The organism is Dyella marensis (assembly GCF_049532885.1).
Lineage (GTDB): Bacteria > Pseudomonadota > Gammaproteobacteria > Xanthomonadales > Rhodanobacteraceae > Dyella_D > Dyella_D marensis.
This window is the reverse complement of sequence record NZ_CP064029.1, coordinates 1,754,664-1,772,651: the sequence shown is the minus strand read 5'-3', so window position 1 is coordinate 1,772,651 and position 17,988 is coordinate 1,754,664. Positions and strand designations below refer to the sequence as shown.

Genomic DNA, 17,988 nt, shown 5'->3' with positions numbered 1-17,988 from the left:
GCCACCCTTGCGGTCCCATGCCGTGAACCAGATCACGTGCATCGTGCTGTTGGGGTTCGCCTGCGGCTCACCCCAACCTACGCCATGCGGTCGGCCGCGGCCACGATCTCCGCTTCGCCAGGCAGGACCAGCAACGCGGCACCGGCCAAAGGCGTGTACGTGTCGGCGCCCACCACGCGCTGCAGCGGCGTCGCGCCGCAACCTCCTTCGACGATGGCGGTGATGATGCCCTCGCCCACGCCAGCGCTGCGGCGGCCTTCGTCGAGCACCAGGATGCGCTTCGCACTGCGCGCCTGCTCCACGATGAACGCATCGTTGAGCGGCGCCAGCCAGCGCAGGTCCACCACGCGCGTGCGCCAGCCGCGTTTCTGTTCGATCTCGCGCGCGGCGCGCAGCGCCATCGGCACGCCGTTGCCGAAGGTGAACACCACCAGGTCGTCGGCGTCCTGTTCGTAGACGCGGCCTTCGCCCAGCGGCAGCGCCTCGCCCGGTGCGGGATAGGCGTACTGCCACAGGCCGTCGCCGGCTTCGTACAGGTCCTTGGTCATGTACAGCGCGATCGGCTCCAGGAAGGCGCACACGCGCCCGTCCACCTTGGCCAGCGCCATCAGCGTGCGCAGCATGGCCGCTGCGTCGTCGCCGCGGCTGGGGCAACCCACCACCAGGCCGGGGATGTCGCGCAGCGCGGCGATCGAGTTGTCGTTGTGGAAGTGGCCGCCGAAGCCCTTCTGATAGCCCAGCGAGGCCACGCGCATCACCAGCGGATTGCGGTACTGGTCGTTGGAGAAGAACTGCAGGCTGCAGGCTTCGCCGCGGATCTGGTCGCAGGCGTTGTGGAAATACGCCAGGTACTGGATTTCCGGCATGGGCAGCATGCCCATGTTGGCGTAGCCCTGGGCCAGGCCCAGGATCACCGTTTCGTCGAGCAGCGTGTTGAACACGCGGTTGCCCTTGAAGGTCTTGAACAGGCCCTTGGTCACCGTGTACACGCCGCCCTTCAGCGCCACGTCCTCGCCGAACAGCAGCGACTCCGGATACTTCGCCATCACGTCGTGCAGCGCCTGGCCGATCTGGATCGCCAGATGGCGCGGCGGCTGCTTCTCCGGCAGCTTCTCTTCGCCGCCGAACACCTCGGCGCGGCGCGCGGCGTAATCGGCGCGTTCGGCTTCGGCCTTCACCGCGGCCGGCGTGTACGGCGCCAGCGGCTTCATCACTTCGGCCAGCGTGCCCAGGCGCGGACGGCGGTCGGCTTCCTCGGCGGCGGCGAAGCACTGCTTGCGCGTGGCTTCGTACAGCTCCAGCAGCGACTCGCGCGTGTACAGGCCCGAAGCGAGCGCGATCTCGGCCGAGCGCAGCAGCGGGTCGGTAGCTTCCAGCGCGAACAGCTCCTCCACGCTGCGCCACTCGATCTCGAAATCGGTGCCGGCGTGGCCCATCACGCGCGTGGTGCGCAGATGCAGGAAGGTCGGGCGGCGCGTGCGGCGGCAGTGCTCCACCGCGGCCTGCACCTGGCCGTAGCCTTCGGCCAGGTCCAGGCCGTCGGCGTAGAAATAATCCAGGTCCGGGCGCCGGCTGAAATTGTTGGCGATCCAGCCGCTGGGCGTCTTCACCGAGATGCCGATGCCGTTGTCCTCGCACACGAACAGCACTGGCGCGGGCAGCTTCTGGTAGGCCGTCCACCCTGCCGCGTTGAACGCGGTCTGCGCGGTGGCGTGATTGGAGGAGGCGTCGCCGAAGGAGCAGATCGCGATGCTGTCCTCCGGCACCGGCAGCGTGTGGCCGATGCGGCGCGCCTGTTCGATCGCCACCGCGGTGCCGAAGGCTTTCGGCAGATGCGAGGCGATGGTCGAGGTCTGCGGCAGCACCCACAGCGGCTTGCTGCCCCACACCTTGTGGCGGCCGCCGGAGGCGGGGTCTTCCATGCTGGCGGCGAAGGACAGCGCCGAATCCATCACCGGATCCATGCCCGGCAGCTTGCGGAAGCGCTCGGCCATGAAGCCGCCGGAGCGGTAATGCAGGAAGGCCGGATCGGTATGGCGGGTGAGCCGCGCCACCATCGCATTGCCTTCGTGGCCGCTGGAGCCGATGGTGTAGAACACCTTGTTCTGCACGCGCAGTACGCGGGCCATCAGGTCCAGATGGCGCGAGATCAGCTGCGAGCCGAGCAGGTCGCGGAAGCCCTGCGCGTCCAGCGCGCTGCCGGGCAGCACCGGCTCGCCGTCGCGCGGCGCGGCCTGCGCCTGGCCCTGCCAGAGCTGTACGAACTCGATGAAGTTCTGGTCGACGATCTCGGCGCGGTTGAAGCCTTTGTGGCGGGCATTCAGGGAGAACGGAAGCGCGGTCATGGCGTGTCGGGTTCGGTAGGAAGGGAAAGAAGGAAACGCTGGCGTCAGCTCGCGGTGCCCGGCAATGCGCGCAGCAGCGCGGCGCGATGCAGGTCTTTCGGGCGGGCGAAGCTTTCGAGGATGCGGATCTGTTCGGGGATGCTGGGCACGGGCACGTCCAGGCCGGCGACGCGCACCTGCACGGTCTCGTGCACCGCCACCGGCTGCCAGCCCTGCCCCGCGTTGAGTTCCAGCGCACCCATCACTTCCACCGGCATGCCGGGGAAGCGGAAGCGCGCGAAATGCGAGCGGAAGCGTTCGGCGCCGGCGGGTTCGTAGCTGGCTTCGAGGCGGTCGCGCCAGGCGTCCGTGAGGCGCGCGGCATCGGCGGCGCTGGTGAGCAGGTCGAGGTCGGCCACGCTGACATCGGCGCCGGCCAGGCGGGCGGCGGCGCTGCCGATCAGCTGCCAGGGGTCGCGGCACAGCTGCCGCAGCTGCGGCACGGCGTCGAGGATCACCTGCTCCAGTGCGTCGCGCATGCGGCTCGTCAGGCGCGCCGGCGGCGGCGCCACTCCTCGCGGCTCTGACCCCAGATATCGATGGCCACGTCCTGGAACGGCTCCGGCAGGCGGCCCGGGCCGCGCTTGCGCGAACCCAGGCGCATGGCCAGCGCCTGCGAGGCGGTATTGGCGGGGTCGATGCTGTGGATCACGTCGGTCCAGCCCAGATGCTCGAAGGCCCAGTCCATCGCCGCCGCCGCGCCCTCCGCCGCATAGCCCTTGCCCCAGGCCGCGCGCGCCAGGCCCCAGCCCACTTCGGGGCCGGGCCAGCCTTCCGGCTGCCAGGGGCCGAGCCGGCCCAGCCACTGGCCGGTGGCCTTCTCGATCACCGAGAACATGCCGTAGCCCTGGATCGACCAGGCCCCGACCATGGTCAGGAACCCGCGCCAGGCCACCGCGCGCGGCTGCTGACCGCCGATGAAGCGGGCCGATTCCGCATCGGCCATGTTCGCGGCCCAGCCGTCGAAATCCTCGGCCCGCGGCGGACGCAGCAGCAGGCGCTCGGTTTCGATGCGCAGTTCGACCCAGGCGGTATCCGGCGCCCCCATCGGCGTCAGAACGCGTTGATGCCGGTGAGCTCGCGGCCCACCACCAGCTGGTGCACGGTTTCCGTGCCCTCGTAGGTGATCACCGATTCCAGGTTCAGCGCATGGCGGATCGCCACGTGCTCGGTGGTGATGCCGGCGCCGCCCAGGATGTCGCGGCATTCGCGCGCGATGTCGATGGCCATGCGGCAGTTGTTCCACTTGGCCAGCGAGACCTGGGTCGGCTGCATGGTGCCGGCGTCCTTCAGGCGGCCCAGCTGCAGCGACAGCAGCTGCGCCATGGTGATGCGGCGGGCCATCTCGGCCATCTTCAGCTGCACCGCCTGGTTCGAGGCCAGCGGCCGGCCGAACAGCACGCGCTCCTGGGTGTAGTCCAGTACTTCCCTGAGGCAGGCCTGGGCGGCGCCGATCGGGCCCCAGGTGATGCCGTAGCGGGCCTGGGTGAGGCAGCCCAGCGGGCCCTTCAGGCCCTTTACGTTGGGCAGGCGGTTGGCTTCGGGCACGCGCACGTTGTCGAAGAACAGCGCCGAGGTGACCGAGGCGCGCAGGCTCATCTTCTTGTGCACTTCCTGGGCGGTGAAGCCCTGGGTGTCGGTGGGCACGATAAAGCCCTGGATGCCGTCCTCGGTCTGCGCCCACACGATGGCGATGTGCGCCAGGTTGCCGTTGGTGATCCACATCTTGGCGCCGTTGATGACCCAGTCGCCGCCGTCCTTTCTGGCGTTGGTCTTCATATTGGCCGGATCCGAGCCGCCGTGCGGCTCGGTGAGGCCGAAGCAGCCGATGATCTCGCCGGCGGCCATCTTCGGCAGGTAATGCAGCTTCTGCTCCTCGGTGCCGTAGGCGTAGATGGGGTACATGCACAGCGAGCTCTGCACCGAGGCGAAGCTGCGCAGGCCCGAATCGCCGCGCTCCAGCTCCTGGCAGATCAGGCCGTAGCTGACCCCGTTCATGCCGGCGCAGCCGTATTTCTCCGGAAGGGTGGCGCCCAGCAGGCCCAGGCTGGCGATGTCCGGCACCAGTTCCTTGGGGAAGCGGCCCTGGTCGAACGCGTCGCCGATGATCGGCAGCACGCGCTCGTCCACGAAGCGGCCCACGGTGTCTTGCACCATGCGCTCCTCGTCGGTGAGCAGCGAGCGGACGTCGTACAGGTCGAGCGGGTTCAGGCGGGCGGACATGCGGATGTTCCGTGCGGTCGGTGGGAAGCCGCCGATTCTAGCGGGGCGGTTCGGGCCGGGTCATGACGAGGTGCAGCAGATGTGCCTCTGCCCCCTCTCCCCTGCGGGGAGAGGGCCGGGGTGAGGGGGACCTACGGAGCGGTGAAGCGGCACGGGTTAAGCGTGCGTCGCTTCGTCGAACCTTTATCGCGAGCACCCACCCCTCATCTGCCTGCCGGCATCTTCTCCCCGCAGGGGAGAAGAGTTCGGCATTCAAGGCCGCTTATGGGACCATGACCCTTTCCCCTTCCACCCCTCCCCATGCTCAAAGGCGTCCTCCTCGGCTTCGCCTGCTACGCCGCCTACGCGATCAGCGATGCCTTCGTGAAATCCCTGCACGGCGGCCTGCCGGCCTTCGAGGCGGTGTTCTTCGGCGCCGTGCTGATGCTCAGCGCCCTGCCCTTGATCCGGCGGCCGGGGGACCGCTGGATCGAGGTGTTCCAGGCCCGCAAGCCGTCGCTGTGGTGGATCCGGGCGGTTTCCGGCGCCGTCTGCAATATCACTGCCGTGATCGCCTTTACCGCGCTGCCGATGGCCGAGGCCTTCGCGTTGATCTTTCTGTTGCCGATCTTCGTCACCCTGCTGTCGGTGCTGTTCCTGAAGGAGCACGTGGGCTGGCGCCGCTGGTCGGCGGTGGTGGCGGGCTTCCTGGGGGTGCTGGTGGTGCTGCGGCCGGGCTTCCGCGCGCTCGGCGTCGGGCACCTGGCGGCCATGACCTGCGGCCTGTTCGGCGCGGTGTCGGTGGTGGCGCTGCGCATGGCAGGCGCGCACGAGAAGCGCATCAGCCTGTACGGCGCCGGCGTGATCGGCCCGCTGCTGACGGGCGGCGTGCTGATGCTGCCGCATTTCGTCTGGCCCGATGCCCATCAATGGCTGCTGCTGGCCGGCTATGGCCTGCTCGCCGGACTGGCCGGCGTGCTGCTGATGCTGGCGACCCAGCATGCGCCGGCCAACCGGGTGGCGCCGACCCAGTACAGCCAGATGCTATGGGCGATCGGCTTCGGCTATTGGCTGTTCGGCGACCGGCTGGACTGGCCGATGCTGATCGGCATCGGGCTGATCCTGGGGTCGGGGCTGTTCACCCTGGTGCGCGAGGAGCGCGTCACGCCGTGGTGGCGGCGAACTAAGCTGGTCTAGTTCATATCTCGCGCGGGGGGCCCGCGCTCAGCTTCATATCGCGCGGGAGGCCCGCGCTCAGGCTCATATCGCGCGGGGGGCCCGCGCTCAGCTGTTACTGACCCCGTGCGGCACGTGCCCCGCCGCCACGTATCTGCGCGCGGACTCGATATTGGCCGGTGAGTCGTCGAAGAAGATGTCCGCGCCGAAGGCTTCCAGGAACGGGCCCTTGTCGCGTCCGCCGAGGAACAGCGCTTCGTCGATACGCACGCCCCAGCGGCGCAGCGTGAGGATCACGCGCTTGTGCGCCGGTGCGGAGCGTGCGGTGACCAGTGCGGTGCGGATCGGCGAGGTCTCCGCCGGAAACGCCGCCTGCAGCCGATGCACCGCGGTGAGAAAGCCGCGGAACGGCCCGACCGACAGCGACTCCTCCGCCCGCTCGCGTTCGTTGCGGTGGAATGCATCCAGCCCTTCCTCGCGCGACACCCGCTCGCCTTCGTCGCCGAAGATCACCGCATCGCCGTCGAAGGCGATGCGCAGCTGCTCGGTCGCACGCGGCGGCGCCACCGACGGCAGGATGGTGGCGGCGGCCACGCCGGCGGCGAGCGCGCGGCCGACGTCCTCGGCGTTGGCGGACAGGAACAGGTCGGTCTTGAACGGTGCGATGTAGTCCGATGTCGGCGCGCCGCTGGTGAATGCCGCGCGGCTGATGTCCAGGCCGTAATGCTGGATCGCATTGAAGATGCGCAGCCCCGTATCGCCGGAATTGCGCGACAGCAGGATCACTTCCACCGGAGGCACATTGCCGCCGAGCTTGTTCAGGCCCAGCAGCTTCTGCACCAACGGGAAGGCCACGCCGGGCTTGAGGATCTCGTTCTCGTGGTCGATCTGGAACGCGCGGTAGGCATCGAGCCCGTCGCGCTCGAACAGCGCGTGGCTGTCGCCGAGGTCGAACAGCGCGCGCGAGGAAATCGCCACCACCAGGCGGTTGTCGCTGGCGGCTTTCGGATCGTGGGCGTCGGGGTGCGGGGTGGTCATGGCGTGATTGTGCACGTGATCAGTCCGGTGCGAACTGCTCATCGAGGATGCGCTGTTCCAGATTGTGCTCCGGATCGAACAGCAGGCGCACGCCCGGCCCCGCCGACTGCCGCACCGTCACCGAGCGCACGTCGCGCACTTCGTGGAAATCCGCGGTGGCGCTGACCGGCCGTTTGTTCGGATCGAGCACGCGCAGGCTGACCTGGGTGCGGTGCGGCAGGATCGCCCCGCGCCAGCGGCGCGGGCGGAACGGGCTGATCGGGGTGAGCGCCAGTACATTGGCATCGAGCGGCAGGATCGGGCCATGCGCGGAAAGGTTGTAGGCGGTGGAACCGGCTGGCGTGGAAACCAGGATGCCGTCGCACACCAGCGCATCCAGCTTCACGGTTTCGTTGAGCTTGATTTCCAGATGCGCGGCCTGGTTGCTCTGGCGCAACAGCGAGACTTCGTTGAAGGCCAGCGCGTGGTGCTTCTCGCCCTTGGCGCAGACCACGTCCATCTCCAGCGGATACAGCACCGCCGCATGTGCCCGCTCGATGCGCCCGGGCAGATCGTCCACGCGATGCTTGTTCATCAGGAAGCCGACGCGGCCGAGCTTCATGCCATACACCGGGATATCCAGCGGCAGATGCGCATGCAAGGTGCGCAGCATGAAGCCATCGCCCCCCAAGGCCACGATCGCCTGCGCCTGCTCCGGCGGCACCTCGCCGTAACGCTCCACCAGTTTGCGGCGAGCCTGCTGGGCGACCGAGGTTTCGCTGGCGACGAAGGCGTAGGCCATGGGGGCGTGGGCGGCGGTGGACGGGCCGCCAGTTGAGCCTAGATGGGCGATGGGTGCAAGAGCTGGCGCGGCCAGCGATGGGCCAGTCCTGGTTTTTTCCGGTTCATTGCCGCCGAGCGGATTTCTACGATGCACATCCCTCATCGCACCCGGCGTGCGTGCGCGAGGTTCCTTCGATGCCCAGCTACCGCCAGGTGTGCGGTAGGCGTTGGCGCGTGCACGCACATTCGAATCAAGTGGAGATGCTTTAAGTGAATACGATCTACAAGGTTGTACGGAATGCTTCGACCGGCAAGTGGGTGGTGGCATCCGAGCTTGCCCGCTCCCGCGGCAAGAAGCACCAGAAAATCCATCTGACGAAAGCCGCAATCATCAGCATCGGCATGCTCATGGCTGCAGGAATGGGTTCGAGCGCGACCGCCGGTACGACGAACACTCTTTTCGTCAACGACGGGACTGACACCGGCTGTGGCGCTTTCAATGAATCTTCCGGAACCCAGGTTGGCTCCACCAGTGGCGGAAATGCACCTTGCTCGGTTCAAAGCATCGCTGAACTCAAAGCCACCGGCGCAGCCGCCGGTACGGTGGTCATCAATGGCTATGGCACGTTCATCAACGGCAAACTATCGATTGACGGCGTGTTCGACCTGAACTCGCACAAGATCACCTCACTCTCGGCCGGCACGAATGCCTCCGACGCGGTGAACCTGAGCCAGCTATCGCCAGTGGTTAATGCCCTCGGCGGCGGCGCCAAGATCGATGCCACCACTGGCGTGGTAACCGGTCCGACCTACAATCTGACCAATGGCGGCACGCAGACCACGGTGGGTGGTGCGCTGACTGGCTTGGACAACGCCATCACCACAATCAACAGAAACTACAAAGTCAACTCTTATCCCAACACGGCTGATGCGATCGCCACCGGCACCGGTGCCATTGCGATAGGCGGCGGGGCGATCTCGGGTAAGGAAACGGGCACCGTGGACTCCATTGCCATTGGCCTTAAAGCCAAGGCAGATGCGAACAACGCCATTGCGCTGGGTCGACTGGCGCAAGCCAGCGGAGCGCACTCGTCGGCTCTTTCCGACAGCGCCAAGGCTCTCAGCGACGACTCGCTGGCAGTTGGTTACAGCGCCTCTGTGGCCGCCACAGCCACAGGCGGCACCGCGCTGGGTGCTAATGCGTCGGTCGGTGAGAACGCTACCGGTTCGGTGGCACTCGGCAAGGATTCGACCGCCACCGAAGCCAACACCATCTCCGTCGGCAACAGCACCACCAAGCGCAAGATCGTCAACGTCGCCGCCGGCACGCTGTCGGAGACCAGCAACGAAGTGGTGATCGGCTCGCAGCTCTACGCCACCAACCAGAACGTCACCACCAACGCCAACAACATCAGCGCCCTGCAGAGCCAGATCAACAACGGCTCGGTCGGCCTGGTGCAGCAGAACGCCACCACCAAGAAGATCACGGTCGCATCGGAGGTCGAAGGCGATACCGTGGACTTCTCCGGCAAGAAGGCTGGCGCCGCGATCTCACGCAAGCTCACCGGCCTGAGCAATGGCGAGTTGTCCAGTACCAGCACGGATGCCGTGACGGGTGCGCAGCTGTACGCCACCAATCAGAACGTGACTGCCAACAGCAGCGCTATCGCGTCCAATACGAGCAACATCAGTTCGCTGCAGACCCAGATCAACGACGGTTCGATCGGCCTGGTCAAGCAGGACGCCACTACCCAGGCGATCACCGTTGGCGCGGCGGGCGGCGGTACCAGCATCAACTTCGCCGGCAGCGCCGGCGGCCGCGTGCTCACGGGCATCGCCAACGGCACGGCCGACAGCGATGCGGTGACCATCGCGCAGCTGAAGGCCGCCGGCCTGGTCGACGGCAACGGCAAGTCGCTGCTGGCGCTGGTCTACGACGACCTGACCATGGGCAGCGCCATGCTCGGCGGCAGCAAGGGTACGGTGATCCGCAACCTGGCCAACGGCTCGGTGGCGCACGGCAGCATGGAGGCGATCAACGGCGGCCAGCTGTTCGACTTCCAGCAGGACGTGCGGAACCAGATGAATGCGCTCAACGGGCAGATCAATGCGCTGAACGACCAGGTGAGCCATATCCAGGAAGGCATCAACAACGGCTCGATCGGCGGTACCGGCACCGGCGGCGACAGCGCCTCGCTGGGCGTGGGCGCCAATGCGTCCGGCGATCACAGCACGGCGGTGGGCACGGGCTCGAACGCGTCCGGCGCCGGCAGCACGGCCACCGGCGCGGGCTCCAGCGCCTCCGGCGATAACAGCACGGCCAATGGCGCCAACGCCATCGCCTCGGGCGGCAACAGCACCGCCAATGGCAACGGCGCGCAGGCCACCGGCAACGACAGCACGGCCAGCGGCGCTCATGCTATCGCCTCGGGCGAGGGCTCGACCGCCAACGGCACTAATGCAGTGGCCTCCGGCAACAACAGCACGGCGCTGGGTTCCAACAGCAGCGCCACCGGCAGCAACTCGGTGGCCCTGGGCGCCAATTCCACCGCCGACCGCGACAACACCGTGTCGGTCGGCTCGGAAGGCAACGAACGCCAGATCACCAATGTGGCCGCCGGCACCCAGGCTACCGACGCCGCCAACTGGGGCTAGGTGCAGGACGCCGTGCACGGCGTGCAGGACTGGGCGACCCGCCGCTTCGAGCAGGTCGATGGCCGCATCGACCGCATGGGTGCGATGGGCGCCGCCTATTCGCAGATGGCCTTCAGCGCGACGGGGGTGAACACGCCCAACCGCGTCGGTGTGGGCGTGGGCATGCAGGGTGGCAAGTCGGCGGTGGCGCTGGGTGTGTCGCACCAGTTCTCGCCGAACGTCAACGTGTCCTTCGGCGGTTCGGCCTCCGGCAAGGAAGCCTCGGTGGGCGCCGGCATGGCCATCGGCTGGTAAGCAGCAGCAAGCGAGGGCAGTCCCTTGGGCCGGCATCGAAAGATGCCGGCCTTTTTTTTGCGCCCGGCGTTCGGCGGTTATCCATTTGGCTCCATTCCGGTACGCGCGCGGGCGGTTCTGCGAATGGCGCGACCACCGTCACCGCCGTCAGCCGGCGCACGGACGAGCATAGCCACGCTGCTGCCGACTGGGCAGGGGACATGCCACTCGTGGGGGCAAGACACGAGCAAGCGAACATGGCCAGCGGCAGCAGCGCTTATCGCGAACAACCCGTCGCCCGGCGCCTTGCGCCCGCGCGGCGGCGTTGCGCGCCCTCTCCAAGCACCGTTCACCTACTCGCAAGCGCTACCCATGAGTCCCAGATACCCGATCCGCCTCAACCGGCACGGCACGCCATGCGTGCATGCCACGCGCCACACCGGCCGCGGTGCCGCCAGACGCCCGGACCAAGGCGGCGACCTGCTCGCCGTCGGCTTCGGCGCCCTGGCTTTATGCGTCACCATCCAGATCCGCGCCAACGTGCTCGAAATCTGCGACGGCAACACCGCCACCACCATCACCGCAGGTTCCACCGCGAAAGTCGGCAAATGCAACGCACAGGGAAAGAACGGCACCACCTTCCTGCTCGCCAGCAACGGCGATGGCGCGGCGGTGCACGGCCATGACAACGGCACGCTGACCCTGCGCGGCAACAACGGCGTGCAGATCCACGGCCAGGCCTCGCTCAACGGCAACAAACTCACCAGCCTTGCGGCCGGCACCGCCGACGCCGACGCGGTGAACTTCGGCCAGTTGCGGCCGTTGCAGGATTCGCTGAAACAAGCGAGCGGCACGCTGGGAACCCTGGAGAAAAACCTCGGCGCCGCCAGCAGCAGCATCGCCAGCCTCAGCACGGGCCTCGACGGCGCCAACAAGCATATCGCCGGCCTCAAGAGCGGCCTCGATACCAGCAACAGCAGCATCGCCAGGCTCAGCAGCCACCTCGACACCGCCAACAGCCATCTGGCCGGCCTCAATAGCAGGCTGGACACCAGCAACGGCAACATCGCCAGGCTCAGCAGCCACCTCGACACCGCCAACAACGATCTGGTGAATCTGAAGAGCGGCCTCGCCACTGCCAGCAGCAGCATCGCCAGGCTCGACAGCGATCTGGGCGCGAGCAACGCCCATATCACCCGCTTGCTTGGCGTACTCGGCGGCGGCGCCACGGTCGATGCCGCCGGCAACGTGGTGCAGCCCATCTACAGGATCCAGGGCCGCGAGCACACCGGCGTGGATGGCGCGTTGAATGCGCTCGACGCCGGCCTGGATAACGCCAACGCCCATATCGCCAGGCTCGACGGCAGCCTCGGCAACGGCTCCGCCGGCCTGCTGCGGCAGGCCGCGCCAGGCGAGGACATCATGCTGGCCAAGGATCTCGATGGCGAACGCCTGAATATCGCCGGCAGTTTCGATGAAGAGGCCGCGGGCGGCGGCACAGTGAAGAAGATCAAGGACCGCCGCCTCACCGGACTCGCCGCCGGCAGTGCCGACAACGACGCGGTGAATCTCGGGCAGCTCAAGGACAGCGGTCTGTTCGATCGCGATGGCACCGCGCGCCACGCCGTGATCTACGACGGTGCGGACAAGGCGATGGTGAGCCTCGGCGGCAGCGGCGGCACCGTGCTGGCCAATGTCGCTCCCGGCCTGATCGCCGCCGGCAGCACGCAGGCGGTCAATGGCGGGCAGCTCCACACGCTGCGCGAAGACCTGCAAGGCCAGCTGCATGGACTGGACGGACGCGTCGGCCAGCTGGAGACATCCGGTGCCGGCCATCACGGCGACATGTCCCGCACCGCCGACGACACCGCGACAGCCGCTCCGGCCAAGAGCCAGAACGACAACGCCAACCATCGTGCGGAAACAGGCACCGCCAGCCACACCGTGGCGGACCGCGGGCACACGGCATCGTCAACTCCGGCATCGTCAACGCCAGCAGCGCAACCCCGCCCGATCGCCCACGTCGCCCCCGGCACCGCACGTACCGACGCCGCCAACTGGGGCCAGGTGCAGGACGCCATCGGCGACGTGCGGCACTGGACCCGCCGCCGCTTCGCGCAGATGGATCGCCGCATCGCCGGCATGGGCGCGATGGGCGCGGCCATGGCGCAGATGGCGTTCAGTGCGCAGGGCCTGGCGAAGGTCAACCGCGTGGCCGTGGGCGTGGGCAGACAAGGCAGCCGCTCCGCCGTGGCGCTCGGCTATTCGCACCAGCTGCATGCGAATCTCAACCTGTCGCTGGGCGGCGCGGCAAACGGCGACGACACCTCGATGGGTGCCGGCCTCGCACTGGGCTGGTAAGCGCGGCCCGCCAAAAAGAAGGCCGGCATCCACGGATGCCGGCCTTCCCGTTCAACGCTTCCGCATGGGCGCGGAAGCCTTCGCAGCCACTACCGCTTACGCGCTCACCGGCACCGCGGCCAGCTGCGCCAGGCGGCGCACCGCCACCGAGGCGATCGGATAATCCGCGTTCTGCGTGAGGATCTCCGCCAGCATGTTGCGCGTGTACTTCAGCGTCGCATCGTCGCGCTGCAGCCATGCCTGCACCGGCGAGACGTCCTTGGCCTGGCCGGCGAGCGCCAGCACCTGCAGGGCCAGCGCACGATGCTGGTGGTTGAGCTCATCCAGCAGCGAACCGCGCGCCTGCGCATGCCAGTGGCCTTCCACCGGCAGCGCCTCGATCTGGCTGCGCAGCCATTCCAGGTCCAGCGCCTCGCCCAGCTCGTAGAACACGCCGGCCACCTTGTCCACCGGCTGGCCGCTCTGCTGCGCCACTTCGACCATGTCGAGCATGGCGCGCAGCTCGGGGATGCGCGCCATGCGCACCGACAAGCCGGTGGGAAGACCTAGGCCTTCCCATTTCTCCTGGCTGGTGCCGAAGTCGGCCTTGCCGGTGGGCGTCAGTGCGTGGGGCACCGCTTCGTACAGCGCGGCGACGCCGGCCTGGTAGCGGTCGACGTTCGCGGCGATTTCCAGCGTGCCGCCCGGACGGCTCAGCAGCCAGCGGGTGAGATGGCGCAGCAGCGACCAGATCTGCATGACGGCGTCGAGCTGGGTCTCCTCCGCCACCTTGCTGTCCAGCGCCTCGATCTCCGCCCACAGGTCGCGCGCGCCGAGAATCTCGCGGGCCGCCGTATAGGCCTTGGCGATCGCCGCCGGGCCGTGGCCGGTGTCTTCCTGCATGCGCATCATGAAGGTGGCGCCCATGCGGTTGATCGTCGAGTTGGTCACCGCGGTGGCGATGATCTCGCGCTTCAGGCGATGGCGCTGCATGTGCTCGGCGTACTTCTCGTGCAGCGGCTCGGGGAAGTAGCGCACCAGCTCCTTGGAGAGGTACGGGTCTTCCGGCACGTCCGAGTCGAGCAGCTGCTGGAACAGCTTGATCTTGTCGTACGACAGCAGCACCGACAGCTCCGGACGCGTCATGCCCTGGCCGCGCGTCTTGCGCTCGGTCAGCTCCGCCTCGCTGGGCAGGTTCTCGACCTGGCGGTCGAGCAGGCCCTCGCCTTCCAGGATGCGGATGAAGTGGGCCATCGAACCCAGGCGGCGCACCGACTGGCGCTCCATCAGGGTGATCGCCTGGTTCTGGCGGTAGTTGTCCCACAGCACCAGCTGGCCGACCTCGTCGGTCATCGCGGCCAGCTGCTGGTTGCGCGCGGCGGTGTCCAGCTCGCCGCGCTGCACGGCGTCGTCGAGCAGGATCTTGATGTTCACCTCGTGGTCGGAGGTGTCCACGCCGGCCGAGTTGTCGATGAAGTCGGTGTTGAGCAGCACGCCGTGCTGGGCGGCTTCGATGCGGCCCTTCTGGGTGAAGCCCAGGTTGCCGCCCTCGCCCACCACCTTGCAGCGCAGCTCGCCGCCGTTGACGCGCAGCGCGTTGTTGGCGCGGTCGCCGGCGTCGGCATGGCTCTCGCTGCTGGCCTTTACGTAGGTGCCGATGCCGCCGTTCCAGAGCAGGTCCACCGGCGCCTTGAGGATGGCGTTGAGCAGTTCGTTCGGCGCCATCTGCGTGACGTCGCCCTTGATGCCCAGCGCGGCGCGCACTTCCGGCGACACCGGCACGGCCTTGAGCGTGCGCGGATAGATGCCGCCACCGGCGGAGATCAGCGACTTGTCGTAATCCTCCCAGCTCGAACGCGGCAGCTTGAACATGCGCTCGCGCTCGGCGAAGGAACGCTCCGCGTCCGGGTTCGGGTCCAGGAAGATATGGCGATGGTCGAACGCGGCCAGCAGGCGGATATGGCGCGACAGCAGCATGCCGTTGCCGAATACGTCGCCGGACATGTCGCCGATGCCCACGCAGCTGAAGTCCTGCGTCTGGCTGTCGCGGCCCAGCGCGCGGAAGTGGCGCTTGACCGACTCCCAGGCGCCCTTGGCGGTGATGCCCATGCCCTTGTGGTCGTAGCCGTTGGAGCCGCCGGAGGCGAACGCGTCGCCCAGCCAGAAGCCGTGCTCCAGCGAGATGGCGTTGGCGATGTCGGAGAACGTCGCCGTGCCCTTGTCGGCCGCCACCACCAGGTAGGGGTCATCCGCGTCGTGGCGCACCACGTCGTGCGGCGGCACCACCTTGCCTTCGACCAGGTTGTCGGTGATGTCGAGCAGGCCGCTGATGAACATGCGGTAGCAGGCGATGCCCTCGGCCAGCTGCGCATCGCGGTCGCCGCCGGCCGGCGGACGCTTCACCACGAAGCCGCCCTTCGAACCCACCGGCACGATCACGGTGTTCTTCACCATCTGCGCCTTGACCAGGCCCAGCACCTCGGTGCGGAAATCCTCGCGGCGGTCGGACCAGCGCAGGCCGCCGCGCGCCACCGCGCCGAAGCGCAGGTGGATGCCTTCCACGCGCGGCGCCGACACGAAGATCTCGCGGTACGGCACCGGCTTGGGCAGGTCGGGCACGCGGTGCGAATCGAACTTGAAGCTGATGTAGCCGCGGTGCGCGCCTTCCCACTGCTGGAAGAAGCTGGTGCGCAGGGTGGCACGGATCAGCGCCATGAAGCTGCGCAGGATGCGGTCGTCGTCCAGGCTGGAGACGTTCTCCAGCAGCACGCCGATGGTTTCCTCGATCACCTTGATCTGCTCGGCGCGCGGCTGTGCCAGCGCCCCGACCAGACCGTCGATCAGGGCCGGATGCGCGTGGCGCACGCTTTCCGGGATCAGCGCCTGCATCTCGCCGGCCAGCGCGGCCTGCGCGTTCTTCAGTTCCAGCGCTTCCAGCGCCTCGCGGCGCGGATCGAACTTGGCCAGGAACAGCTCCACCAGCAGGCCGGCGATGGCCGGATAGCGGTTGAAGGCGTCTTCCATGTAGTTCTGCGAGAACGCCACGCCGGTCTGCAGCAGGTACTTGCAGTAGCCGCGCAGCATGGCGACCTGGCGCCAGCTCAGCTTGGCGCCGAGCACCAGGCGGTTGAAGCCGTCGTTCTCGGCGTTGACGCGCCAGATCTGCTCGAAGGCGTCCTCGAACAGGCTGCCGACCTGCTCCACCGAGAACGTGAGGTTGCCCACCGGCTGCACCTCGAAGTCCTGGATGAACAGCGGCGTGCCGCCGGTCTTCACGTCGTACACGTGCTCGGTGAGCACGCGCAGGCCGAGGTTCTCCAGCTGCGGCAGCACTTCGGACAGCGCGATGTCGGCGCCGCTGCGGTAGACCTTGAAGCGCAGTTCTTCCGGACGCTGCTCCGGGTGATAGAACGACATGCGCACCGCGTCGTCGCCCTTCAGCAGGGCCAGCTGGCGCACGTCCTCGGCGGCGGCGGCGGGCAGCACGTCTTCCACGTAGCCGGCCGGCAGCGCCTTGCCGTAGCGGTTGGCCAGCACCACGCCGTCGTGGTCGCCCATCAGCTTGACCAGGGCATCGCGCAGGTCGTCGTGCCAGTTGCGCACGATCGCGGCCACGCCCTGCTCCAGCGCCGCGGCGTCGTAGCTCACGTGGTCGCCGATCTTCGGGCGCACCACGATGTGCAGGCGGGCCAGCGCGGCCTCGCCCATCAGCACGGAGGAATCGATCTGCTCGCCGTGCAGCGCGTCGCGCAGCATGTTCTCGATGCGCTCGCGCACCGAGGTGTTGAAGCGCTCGCGCGGCACGAACACCAGGCAGGTGAAGAAGCGGCCGTAGCGGTCGCGGCGCACGAACAGGCGCGTGCGGGCGCGCTGGCGCAGTTCCAGGATGCCGATGGCGGTGGCGTAGAGCTCGTCCTCGTTGCTCTGGAACAGCTCGTCGCGCGGCAGCGTCTCCAGGATGTGGCGCAGCGACTTGCCCGAGTACGAATCGCGCTTCAGGCCCGAACGGGCCATCACCGCTTCCACGCGCTGGCGCACCAGCGGCACGTCCTGCGGGCGCGCCATGTAGGCATTGGAGGAGAACAGGCCGAGGAAGCGCTGTTCGGCCACCGGCTTGCCGCTGGCGTCGAAGCGCAGCACGCCGACGTAATCCATGTGGCCCTGGCGGTGCACGTGCGAGCGCGCATTGGTCTTGGTCAGGATGATCGCGTCGGTGGAGCCGGACTGCGGCAGTTCGCTGGCCGCCATGCTGCGCAGCGAACGCGGCGCCATCGAGCGCTCCTGCTTGTGCAGGATGCCGAGGCCCGAGCCTTCGACCGAGCGCAGCACTTCGTCGCCGGCGGCCTGGGTGACTTCGTATTCGCGATAACCGAGGAAGGTGAAGTTGTCGTCGGCCAGCCAGCGCATGAACTCGACCGCTTCTTCCACCGAATCGCGGTTCACCGGCAGCTGGCGGTTCGGCAGGTCGGCGGCGATGGCCAGGGCCTGGTCGCGCATGCGGCTCCAGTCGGCGACCGAGGCGCGCACGTCTTCCAGCGAGCTCTCGATCTGCGCCTTGAGCTGGGCCATCTCGGCTTCGTCGGCGAGGCGGTCGATCTCGAAGTGCATCACCGACTCGGGCGCGCCGTCGTCGGCGCCCAGGCGCTGCAGGCGGCCGGCGGCATCGCGCGCGGCCTTCACCACCGGATGGATCACCGCATGGATCTGCAGGCGGGTGGACACGATCATGCTCACCGTGTCGACCAGGAAGGGCATGTCGTCGGTGGCGATCTGCACCACGCTGCGGCCCGCATGCCCGGCCTGCGGATTGAACACGCGCACCGAGGCGCGGCCGGTCTGGCGCTGCTGCACGAACTCGAGCAGGCCGCCGATCAGCGCGGCCCATTCGCTTGCGGTGTGCAGTTCGAGGTCGCCGGCGGCGACGCGGGAGAAAAAGGCGCTGATAAAAAATTGCGCCTCATCAAGGCGCTGGTTGGGGAAACCGGTTTTTTTCAGTTCATCCAGAACTTCAGCCTGGATCGATGTTTCGCTGGCCGCACGAATTGCGTTCATGGCATCTATTGGCAGTGACGGAGATGGGGCAGAAAAGCCGCAAAAGGATACGCTCGCACCAAGGCGATAGCCACCTGCATTGCGGCAATCACTTCAGCCTGCGGTT

The 17,988-nt window shown here is 67.8% G+C and carries 11 protein-coding genes; 4 read left to right on the top strand and 7 right to left on the bottom strand.

The genetic code is table 11. From position 1 onward, the window contains the following. Positions 1–77: 77 nt before the first annotated feature. From ISN75_RS07700 to ISN75_RS07685, 4 genes are read right to left on the bottom strand one after another with little or no spacing between them, the layout of a single operon-like run. Positions 78–2,345 (bottom strand): thiamine pyrophosphate-dependent enzyme, encoded by a 2,268-nt coding sequence (locus tag ISN75_RS07700; RefSeq protein ID WP_343818981.1) that lies wholly within the window; start codon positions 2,343–2,345, stop codon positions 78–80. Between the two features lie 44 nt (positions 2,346–2,389). Further along, positions 2,390–2,863, bottom strand: a complete 474-nt coding sequence (locus ISN75_RS07695) for a hypothetical protein (protein ID WP_168647678.1) — start codon at positions 2,861–2,863, stop codon at positions 2,390–2,392. Between the two features lie 8 nt (positions 2,864–2,871). After that, positions 2,872–3,432 carry a GNAT family N-acetyltransferase gene (locus ISN75_RS07690; protein WP_167255607.1) on the bottom strand — a complete coding sequence of 187 codons (561 nt, stop codon included), beginning with the start codon at positions 3,430–3,432 and terminating at the stop codon, positions 2,872–2,874. Between the two features lie 5 nt (positions 3,433–3,437). Beyond that, on the bottom strand, positions 3,438–4,607 hold the full coding sequence (locus tag ISN75_RS07685) for an acyl-CoA dehydrogenase family protein (protein WP_168647679.1): 1,170 nt from the start codon (positions 4,605–4,607) through the stop codon (positions 3,438–3,440). Between the two features lie 300 nt (positions 4,608–4,907). Between ISN75_RS07685 and ISN75_RS07680 the strand changes: the two genes are divergently transcribed. Further along, positions 4,908–5,783: a DMT family transporter gene (locus tag ISN75_RS07680; RefSeq protein WP_168647680.1), complete on the top strand. Its 876-nt coding sequence runs from the start codon at positions 4,908–4,910 to the stop codon at positions 5,781–5,783. 87 nt (positions 5,784–5,870) lie between these two features. Here ISN75_RS07680 and ISN75_RS07675 read toward each other — a convergent pair whose 3' ends face one another. Both ISN75_RS07675 and ISN75_RS07670 read right to left on the bottom strand, forming a co-directional pair. Beyond that, the gene (locus ISN75_RS07675; RefSeq protein WP_168647681.1) at positions 5,871–6,800 is read right to left on the bottom strand and encodes a 5'-nucleotidase; all 930 of its coding nucleotides are present in this window, start codon (positions 6,798–6,800) and stop codon (positions 5,871–5,873) included. Between the two features lie 19 nt (positions 6,801–6,819). Next, positions 6,820–7,581 (bottom strand): NAD kinase, encoded by a 762-nt coding sequence (locus ISN75_RS07670; RefSeq protein WP_168647682.1) that lies wholly within the window; start codon positions 7,579–7,581, stop codon positions 6,820–6,822. Positions 7,582–7,832: 251 nt separating this feature from the next. On the opposite strand from ISN75_RS07670, the gene ISN75_RS07665 reads away from it, so the two are divergent. From ISN75_RS07665 to ISN75_RS07655, 3 genes are all read left to right on the top strand, one after another. Further along, positions 7,833–10,217, top strand: a complete 2,385-nt coding sequence (locus ISN75_RS07665) for an ESPR-type extended signal peptide-containing protein (protein ID WP_343818976.1) — start codon at positions 7,833–7,835, stop codon at positions 10,215–10,217. Continuing rightward, on the top strand, positions 10,218–10,511 hold the full coding sequence (locus ISN75_RS07660; protein ID WP_343818975.1) for a YadA-like family protein: 294 nt from the start codon (positions 10,218–10,220) through the stop codon (positions 10,509–10,511). A gap of 351 nt (positions 10,512–10,862) precedes the next feature. Further along, positions 10,863–12,851, top strand: coding sequence for a YadA C-terminal domain-containing protein (locus ISN75_RS07655; protein WP_343818974.1), 1,989 nt, complete (start codon positions 10,863–10,865; stop codon positions 12,849–12,851). Positions 12,852–12,947: 96 nt separating this feature from the next. Here ISN75_RS07655 and ISN75_RS07650 read toward each other — a convergent pair whose 3' ends face one another. Then, positions 12,948–17,882, bottom strand: coding sequence for an NAD-glutamate dehydrogenase (locus tag ISN75_RS07650; protein ID WP_343818972.1), 4,935 nt, complete (start codon positions 17,880–17,882; stop codon positions 12,948–12,950). Between the last annotated feature and the right edge of the window lie 106 nt (positions 17,883–17,988).